The 7,635-nt window shown below is 69.7% G+C and carries 6 protein-coding genes and 2 pseudogenes; 3 read left to right on the top strand and 5 right to left on the bottom strand.

The genetic code is table 11. From position 1 onward, the window contains the following. Nucleotides 1–172: 172 nt before the first annotated feature. Nucleotides 173–1,624 (bottom strand): NCS2 family permease, encoded by a 1,452-nt coding sequence (locus O3Q52_RS01230; protein ID WP_269646889.1) that lies wholly within the window; start codon nt 1,622–1,624, stop codon nt 173–175. Between the two features lie 271 nt (nt 1,625–1,895). Here O3Q52_RS01230 and O3Q52_RS01225 point away from each other — a divergent pair, with 271 nt between their 5' ends. From O3Q52_RS01225 to O3Q52_RS54090, 3 genes are read left to right on the top strand one after another with little or no spacing between them, the layout of a single operon-like run. Next, the gene (locus tag O3Q52_RS01225) at nt 1,896–2,462 is read left to right on the top strand and encodes a SigE family RNA polymerase sigma factor (RefSeq protein ID WP_269646888.1); all 567 of its coding nucleotides are present in this window, start codon (nt 1,896–1,898) and stop codon (nt 2,460–2,462) included. Beyond that, complete coding sequence (locus O3Q52_RS01220; protein ID WP_269646887.1) at nt 2,459–3,298, top strand: hypothetical protein; 840 nt, start codon at nt 2,459–2,461, stop codon at nt 3,296–3,298. The genes O3Q52_RS01225 and O3Q52_RS01220 overlap by 4 nt, the downstream gene beginning before the upstream one ends. Then, nucleotides 3,192–3,515: a polysaccharide lyase family protein gene (locus O3Q52_RS54090; RefSeq protein WP_332112834.1), complete on the top strand. Its 324-nt coding sequence runs from the start codon at nt 3,192–3,194 to the stop codon at nt 3,513–3,515. The genes O3Q52_RS01220 and O3Q52_RS54090 overlap by 107 nt, the downstream gene beginning before the upstream one ends. Before the next feature lie 32 nt (nt 3,516–3,547). On the opposite strand, the pseudogene O3Q52_RS01210 reads toward O3Q52_RS54090, so the two are convergent. The 4 genes and pseudogenes from O3Q52_RS01210 to O3Q52_RS01195 all read right to left on the bottom strand — a co-directional run. Then, nucleotides 3,548–4,387, bottom strand: a pseudogene (locus O3Q52_RS01210) (right-handed parallel beta-helix repeat-containing protein); the annotation flags it as partial. Between the two features lie 204 nt (nt 4,388–4,591). Further along, nucleotides 4,592–5,350, bottom strand: a pseudogene (locus tag O3Q52_RS01205) (right-handed parallel beta-helix repeat-containing protein); the annotation flags it as partial. A gap of 43 nt (nt 5,351–5,393) precedes the next feature. Further along, nucleotides 5,394–6,617, bottom strand: a complete 1,224-nt coding sequence (locus O3Q52_RS01200) for a dienelactone hydrolase family protein (RefSeq protein ID WP_269646886.1) — start codon at nt 6,615–6,617, stop codon at nt 5,394–5,396. Then, the gene (locus tag O3Q52_RS01195) at nt 6,601–7,635 is read right to left on the bottom strand and encodes a pectinesterase family protein (RefSeq protein ID WP_269646885.1); all 1,035 of its coding nucleotides are present in this window, start codon (nt 7,633–7,635) and stop codon (nt 6,601–6,603) included. The genes O3Q52_RS01200 and O3Q52_RS01195 overlap by 17 nt, the downstream gene beginning before the upstream one ends.

Genomic DNA, 7,635 nt, shown 5'->3' with positions numbered 1-7,635 from the left:
GTCGACTACCGGCCGGTGGGGGCTGGCCGCGCGGTTCCCCGCGCCCCTTAAAGGCCTGCGGTCCCCCGGGCCTGGCAAGGGGCGCGGGGAACCGCGCAATCTTTTAGGGGCGCGGGGAACTGCGCGACCGGCCACACTCGACCCGGGGGCGACCGACCACCCCCGGGAGGGGCTACTTCACTCCCAGAACCTGTTCGATCGGGTCGATGGCGAAGTAGATGAGGAACAGCACCGACGTCCCCCACAGGAGCCAGTGGACCTCCTTCGCCTTGCCGAGGACCGTCTTGATGAGGACGTAGGCGAGGAAGCCCGCACCGATACCGTTGGTGATCGAGTAGGTGAAGGGCATCACGGCGATCGTCAGGAACGCCGGGATGGCGATCTCGTAGCGGTCCCAGTCGATGTGCTTGACCTGGGTCATCATCAGGAAGCCGACCGCGACGAGCGCGGGCGCCGCCGCCTGGAGCGGGACGATCGTCAGCAGCGGGGTCATGAACAGGGCGAGGCCGAAGAGCCCGCCGGTGACCAGGTTCGCGAAGCCCGTGCGCGCACCCTCGCCGACGCCCGCAGCCGACTCGATGTAGGAGGTCGAGGAGGAGGCGGAGGCCGCGCCGCCCGCGACCGCCGCGGCGCCGTCGATGAGCAGGACGCGGCCGAGGTTGGGGACCTTGCCCTCCTCGTCCAGGAGTCCGGCCTCGGCGCTGATGCCGACGACCGTGCCCATGGTGTCGAAGAAGTCCGACAGGATCAGCGTGAAGACCAGCAGCACGACGGTGATCACGCTGGCCTCGCCGAAGGCGCCGAACAGGCTGAAGTCGCCGAGCAGTCCGAAGTCGGGCGAGGCCACGACGTCGTCGGGGATCTTCGGCGTGGTGAGGCCCCAGCTCTTGATGTCCGCGATCTCGTTGATGATGATCGCGACGATCGTCATGGTCACGATGCTGATCAGGATCGCGCCCTTGACCTTGCGGGCGAGCAGTCCGATGGTCAGCAGCACGCCGAGGCAGAAGACGAGGATCGGCCAGCCGGCCAGCGCGCCGGTGCCGCCGAGCTGCACCGGGACCGTGGTGTTCGCGACGTCGGGTATGCGGGTGACGAACCCGGCGTCGACGAAGCCGATGAAGGCGATGAACAGGCCTATGCCGACGCTGATCGCCTGCTTGAGCGGCTGCGGTATCGCGTGCATGACGGCCTCGCGCAGACCCGTCACCACCAGGACACAGATCAGCAGGCCCTCAAGGACGATCAGGCCCATCGCGTCGTCCCAGCTCATCAGCGGGGCGATCTGGAAGGCCACGACGGCGTTGAGGCCGAGCCCGGCGGCGAGCGCGAGCGGCAGGTTGCCGCCGACGCCCATGATGATCGTCATCACGGCGGCCACCAGTGCGGTGGCGGTGACCAGCTGGACGTTGTCGAGCTGGTCACCGAACTTGTCCTTGGCGCTTCCCAGGATGATGGGATTCAGGACAAGGATGTAGGCCATCGTGAAGAACGTGGCGAAGCCGCCGCGTACCTCACGGGCGAAGGTGGAGCCCCTGGCGGAGATCTTGAAGAACCGGTCGACGCTGTTCGCCGGGGGTGGTCCGGCGCTCGGCCGGTCTGCCACCTTCTGAGTTTCGGACATGGCTGATGCTCCTCGTTACCTGCGTGTTCAGAGTGCGGATGCTGGCTGGATTGTTCCCTCGTTGAACCGTTTTCAGGTTTTCCCCGTGTTACGGAATCGAGTTCGGCCCGCCATACGATGTTCGAAGCGCTGTACGAGCGCCTGATACTCTCTCGGATCTCGCCCCACAGGACACCGTTCCTTCACACCCGCAACGCAGGGGCCGTATACGCACGTACCCCGTGAGAGCCATCAGGCGTACCGCGCAGGAACTGACAGGGAGAGGTCGCCCGTGGGCACTGTCGTCGACGACGCCGCCTCCGTGGAGTTCCACGATTTCTTCGAGCGCCACTACGCCGAACTGGCGCGCCTGGCCCACCTGTTGACCGGCGAGCCGGACGCCGCCGACGATCTGGCGGCGGACGCGCTGCTCGCGCTGTGGCACCGCTGGGACCGGGTGCGCGCGGCGGACCACCCGGTGGCGTACGCGCGTGGCGTGGTCGCCAATCTGGCCAGGAGCCGGATCCGCAGCGCGGTGCGTGAGCGCAGACGGATCACGCTGTTCTGGTCGCAGCGCGAGGACAAGACCGAGAATCCCGACATACCGGGCATGGTCGATGTCCAGGAGGCCCTGCGCAGACTGCCGTTCCGCAAGCGGGCGTGCGTGGTTCTGCGGCATGCTTTCGACCTCTCGGAGAAGGACACCGCACTCTCCCTGGGAATCTCGGTCGGTACGGTGAAGAGCCAGACGTCGAAGGGGATGGCGGAGCTGCAGCGGTTGCTGGGGTCCCAGGGGGCCCCGCGGCGGATGCACGCGGCGGTACTGCGTGCCACCGGAGCCGAAGGGAGGGAACGGTGAAGGACGTGCACGAGGAGTTGCGCGCCACGCTGCGGGACGCGGCCGAGGCGTACGAGCCCGACCGCGCGCACATCCTGGCCCGTGTCGAACGCGGCATGGCCGGTACGGAGAGTGCCCGGCACCCCTCCCCGCGGTCGTCCCCGCTCGGCTGGTTCCGTGTCGTCGGCGCCACGGCCGCCGCCGCCGGTGTGCTCGCGGTGGGCGGCTACGCGGTCGCGTCCGCGGTGAAGGACGACAAGGCGGCCGACCAGACGGTCGCGGTCTCCCCCACGCCCGATCCGTCGCCGGAGGCGACGAGTCGCGCCCCGGTCCCGCCGGACCCGGCCAGGTCGTCGCCTCCGCCGGACAAGCCCAGTGCGCCCAACTCCCCGACGGCCGGGCCGACTCGGACCACCCCGGTCGCTCCGCCCGCGAAGGCCGACACCGAGGACGGCCCGCTGTGGTCGGACGGCTCGGTCGACCCGCACAGCAACGAGTTCTGGGCGCAGAGCAATGTGACCCTGAAGACGAGCAAGCAACTCACCGCGCTCACCGTCGTGTTGAAGGTCAAGCAGACCGGCGGGGTCACCTCGGCGGGTGCCTGGCGCTCGGCTCCCGAGGACGACTTCACGGTGACCGTCGCCGAGAAGGACGGTTTCCTCGTCTACACGTGGGTGCTCAGGCAGGGCCGCACGGTGTGGCCGGGCGAGTGGGTGTTCGCGGGCCAGTACGACCACGACCGCGGCGGCCGTGACGCCGGCGACGACACGTACTCGGTCGGCGCGCAGGCCGGGGACGAACAGCTGGGCGTGGCGGGCGACTTCGCGCGCGACGCGTCCGACGACGACGGCTCATAGAAGAGATTCCGACGGGCGGCAGCCCTCGACACGAACCCTCACCACGGGCTCCTACCGGGGCAACAACCACACGTTCACGTACAACGTCCCGGCGACCGCCTGGAAGTCGGACACCAGTCAGTACAACGTCCTGAAGCTGAACGCGGTCAGCGGTTCCACGGACTCGGCGTTCCTGAGTCCGGGCACGTCCTTCGACTGTCTGGACCTGCTGTCCTGACCTCAGAGCCCGTCTCGCGCTCCGGGGACGTGGAACCCGGCGGAGCTGTTGCCGTAGGCCTCGTTGTCGTCGAGTACATGGGCGACCGATGCACCCCCTCCGCCCAGTTCGAACCCATGGCCGCCGCCCTCGAAGGAGGGGTCCTTCCAGCGGTTCTTCCCGTTCCCGTGCGCCGACGAGTGCTCGACGGTGACCGGACTGGAGAACTGCCAGAGATCCAGGCCGTCGTCGGAGTTGTCGTGGAGCCGGGCGCCGATGATCCTGTTGCCCGTGCCGGAGCCGAACTTCACGCCGATGCCGTCGGCGTTCCGGCCGTGCCCCGCCGCGTCGTAGTTGCCGTGACTGCGCAGGTTCTGGACGAGGTTGTCCGTCGTACCGTCCCCGCGCAGCGTGAATCCGGAGTCGCCGTTGTCCGCGGTGACCAGGTTCCTGAAGACGCCTCCGACGGACGAGGTGGCGACGAAGCCGAGGGCAGGCGAGTTCTGCCAGGTGATGTCCTGGACGGTCCAGTGGTCGCCGTCGATCGCGGCGAGCGACGATCCGGCGGGAAGCTTCGCCCCGTCGATCCGTACCTTCTCGCCGCCGTGGGCCCGGAGCGTGATCCGGGCCGAACTCGTGCCGCTCGCGGCCGACTTGAGGGTCCGCGTCGGGTAGTACGTGCCGCCGCGCACCTGGATGGTGGTGCCGGCCGCGGCGTTCGCGACCGCGGACTCCAGCTGCGCCGCGGTCGACACGGTCACCGTCGTGCCGGTGGCGCTCGCTCCGTCGGGCGAGAGGCCGAGGTAGACGCCTCCCGCCCCGGAGGCGACGACCACCGCCGTGGCGACGGAGAGGGTGCCGGTCCTGCGGTGCCGTCCGGTGCCGAGACGCACGGGGACGTTCCTTTCCTGGGGAGCGGGGAGAGAGGCGGGGCCGGGGCCGCTTTCTTTTCTCGGCCCCGCCTCTGATCCCTGGTCGCCGCCTGCCCTCAAAAGGTTGCCGGGCCCGCGCGAAACGAATCGAAACTTTCGCTCGCCCCGGGGCCGCTTCCACCGATTGACGGCCCCGTCCGCCACTGGTGACACTCCGAGGGCAGTGACGACATGGGCGACGACCTCGCCGTCGCCGCCCAGCTTGTAACCGTTGCCGTCGCCCGCGAACGCCGAGTCCGACCAGCGGTTCCTGCCGTTGCCCATGGCCCAGGTGTGCTCGACGGTGACCGGCGACGAGAACGACCAGAAGTCGAGGCCGTCGTCGGAGTTGTTGTAGAGGCGGGCTCCGGTGACGAGATTGCCGCTGCCCGAGCCGAACTTGATGGCGATGCCGTCCGCGTTCTCGCCGTGGGTGGCGGCGTCGTAGTGGCCGTAACTGTCGATGTTCCGGACGGTGTTGTTGGTGGTGCTGTCCCCGGTGAGGGTGAAGCCGGAGTCGCCGCCGTTGATCGTCTTGATGTTGTCCCAGACGGTCGAGGCGCAGGACTGGCAGACGACCGCGCTGTCCGGAGAGTTCTGGAAGGTGATCCCCGAAACCGTCCAGTAGTCGGCGGTCAGCTTGAAGATCCAGTCGCCGTCGGGAAGGTTCGAGCCGTCGATCTTCACGGTCTCGGAGCCGTACGGCTGGAGGTTGATCCGGCTGGAGGACGTGCCGTTGGCGGTCGACTGGAGGGTCGCCGTCGGGTAGTAGGTGCCGGCGCGCACCTGGATGGTGGTGCCCGCGGTGGCGTTCTTGATGGCGTTGGACAGGTCGGTGGAGTTGCTGACGACCACGGTGGCGGCGTGGGCCTGGGTGGGGATCACGGCGAGTCCGGCACCGAGGGCGAGAACTGCGCCTAAGGACAGAGCGGTTCGACGGGACATGGGTGTGGGGACCTTTCGTCGAGCGGTGTGGGGAGAGCGCCGGTCACAGGACGGCGTCGAGCCATACGAAGACGTCGTCCTGCTGGGGCGCGGTGAACACGTGGCCCAGCTCGGGCCAGACCTTGGTGCGCAGTTGCTCCCCTGCGTGACGTGAGCTCCAGACGGCGCGCAGCTTCTCGTAGGCAACCTGAACCCCTCGATCGGTGAACAGGGTGTCCAGGGCGCCGTGGAGGAAGAGCATCGGTCTCGGTGCGGCGATGCTCGCCACGTCGGGGAAGTCGAGGTGCCGGGCGAGCCCGGGATGGAGCATCCAATAGGAGGACTGGCCGCGCAGGATGTTGTTGCCGGGCTCCATGACCTCCTTGAGCCCGGTCATCCAGCTCACGCAGGCGGCGGCCGCCACGTCGTCGCTGAGCGCGGCGGTCTGCCAGGCCCGGTAGGCGCCCATGGAGAAGCCGAGGGCCGCGACCCTGCGCCGGTCCACACGGTCGAGGCCGGCCAGGAAGCGGGCGGCACGCACGTCCTCGCGGGCCATGAGCCCGGCGAGCGAGGAGCCGAGGTTGTAGAAGTTGCTTGCCAGGGCCTGCTGTTGCTCGTAGGTGATGGGACCCCGGTCGCCCCAGCCGAGCGCGTCCACGGCGAGGACGACGTATCCGCGCCGGGCCAGTTCGTCACCGACGAACCGCCCGCTGAAGTACCGGTCGGCCCAGGCCTGGGCCGAGGCGAGGCGTGCCTCCCCCGTACCCCAGGGCCTGACCAGCTTCTCCTTCCCGATGTCGAACTTGGAGCCGTGGTCGTGGAGCAGCAGGACCGCGGGGAAGGGGCCGGGGCCGTGCGGGGTGAGCAGGGCGCCCCGGACCCGCCCGTAGCGGGTGAGGGCGAGGGTCACCGACTCCCGGGTGTATCCGTCGCCTTGGGCACGATCACCGAACTCCGGGGCGTACGAGGTGTTGTCGTCCCGCTCCACGAGCAGGTGCTCCTCGACCTTGGCGCGGGCGGCCCGCCGCCAGGCCCGGAAGTCCCGGACCGGTGAGGTGCCCCAGGCGAGCGGGAAGCTCAGCCCGTCCTTGAGGAGCGGGTGGAACTCGGGCAGGTTGCCTTCCACGATGCCCGCCGCTTCGGTCACGTCGTTCGCTGGGGCCGCGTCCGCCGCATGGGCCGGGGACGCCGCGGCTCCGGATCCCGCCCCGGCGAGCAGCGCCGCCGCCCCCGTTCCGGCGACGAACGCCCGTCTCCCCAGGGGAAGTTGCTCAGGACCGGCACTCATCGGGCCTCCAGTCCCCGAGATACGTCTCCCGGGTGTGCGACGCGGCCTCCGCCTCCGTGAGCAGCGGGCGGTTCTCCGGCACCGAAATCACCGCGCCGGGACCGGAGTTGGCGTACTCCCAAAAGCGCATGGTCTGCCACGGATACGCCTCGCGCATGTTGATGTAGGGCTCCACGGCGTCGATGCCGGGCCCCAGCCAGGTGTCCCGCACGACGAGGGAAGGCCAGGCGGTCGTCTCGTACGAGGGCACCCACGGCCGGGCGATCCTGTACGCGGCGTCCTCGGCACCCGAGGTGACCCGGCACCGCACGGCGAGGAAGCCGTACGGATTCGCGCGGGCCGTGGCCGGGGCGAACACCATGCCCTCGGGTCTGAAGGCGACGTCCCGGTCGAGGGTGTGGAAGTGGCACCGCTCGAAGACAGCCCGCGCCCGCCCGAACACGAAGTCCACGTCACCCTCGACGTAGCACTCCCGGTAGTACTGCCGGTCGAAGGCGTCGAGCGCGGTGGTGTCGGCGAACAGGGTGTCCTGGTGGCCGAGGAACCGCACGCGCTCGAAGTGCGACCGGTCCCCGGTGACGTACGCGGCCACGGCCTGGGTGCCCGTGATGTCGGGGTGGTCGGCGCGCAGCCAGTCGTTGGCCAGGGTGAGGTCCCGGAGGGTCAGGCCGGGTGCCGCCGAGGTGAGGGTGGCGGAGCCCGCGGTGCCGTAGGTGCCGCCGCCGGGCCTGGGGGTGCCGTTGGCGTTGTCGAAGACGACCACGGCGGCCCGCGGATCGCGGGACGCACCGCGAAGCATCAACTCCCCTTTATCGGCAGGGATGTTGACGACCTCGCGATAGGTGCCCGGATGCACGACGATCGTCCACCCCTCCCCCTCCACGGCGTTCACCGCGTCCTGGACGGAGCCGCCGGGGCGGACGTGCAGGACGCGGCGCCGGGCCTCCGCGAAGGCGGGGGTCGTGCCGACGGCCACCAGGCCACCGGCGATCCCGGTGAGCAGTGTGCGCCGGCGCAT

The organism is Streptomyces sp. ActVer, from assembly GCF_027270795.1.
Taxonomy (GTDB): domain Bacteria; phylum Actinomycetota; class Actinomycetes; order Streptomycetales; family Streptomycetaceae; genus Streptomyces; species Streptomyces umbrinus_A.
This window is presented reverse-complemented; position numbering and strand designations above follow the sequence as displayed.

Excerpts from the sequence above, each read along its gene's own strand:
- O3Q52_RS01230 (WP_269646889.1), bottom strand. The coding sequence starts at position 1,624 with ATGTCCGAAACTCAGAAGGTGGCAGACCGGCCGAGCGCCGGACCACCC.
- O3Q52_RS01200 (WP_269646886.1), bottom strand. The coding sequence starts at position 6,617 with ATGAGTGCCGGTCCTGAGCAACTTCCCCTGGGGAGACGGGCGTTCGTC.
- O3Q52_RS01195 (WP_269646885.1), bottom strand. The coding sequence starts at position 7,635 with ATGCGCCGGCGCACACTGCTCACCGGGATCGCCGGTGGCCTGGTGGCC.